This is a genomic window from Vibrio sp. 1288 (genome assembly GCF_033344475.1).
On sequence record NZ_JAWPOX010000731.1, the window covers coordinates 1 to 619 of the forward strand.

The 619-nt window shown below is 47.5% G+C and carries 1 protein-coding gene; it reads right to left on the reverse strand.

Going from position 1 to position 619, the window contains the following annotated elements; genetic code table 11:
• A partial coding sequence (gene hisB / locus R8O11_RS29045) for an imidazoleglycerol-phosphate dehydratase HisB (protein WP_318195100.1) occupies positions 1-619 on the reverse strand: 619 nt, incomplete at both ends.

The following is a 619-nucleotide window of genomic DNA, read 5'->3' on the forward strand; positions in this document are numbered from 1 at the left end:
AGGACGCCTTTGCTGCTTGGCAGCTCCGTACCTTCCACCTTGATTGCTTGGCGTAACGTTCGACCAAACGCTTTGAATAGGCTCTCAATGATGTGGTGATCATTATCGCCAGCAGAAGAAAGGTGTAGCGTACACGCTAGTGTGTCAGTTAAAGAACGGAAGAAGTGAACCACCATCTCTGTCGACAAGTCTCCAACTTGATCACGGCTAAATTTCGCGTCAAATTTCAGGTAAGGACGACCAGACAAATCCAACGCACATTGCGCCAAGCACTCATCCATCGGCAGGCTGAAACCAAAGCGACCAATGCCGCGCTTATCGCCCAACGCCTCTTTTAATGCCTGACCAAGGGCTAAAGCGGTATCTTCAATCGTGTGGTGATCATCAATATGTAAATCACCGTCGACTTTGCACACCATTTGGAAACCACCGTGAGTGGCAATTTGATCCAGCATGTGGTCAAAGAAACCAAGACCTGTTGAGATATCATTGCCACCTTGCTCATCCAGATTAACGGCAACTTTAATGTCGGTTTCTTTAGTAGTACGAATCACTTCGGCAACTCGTGCTTTCACCGTCAGATCTTTCAATATCTGCTTCCAGCCCATGGTTTCTGGAT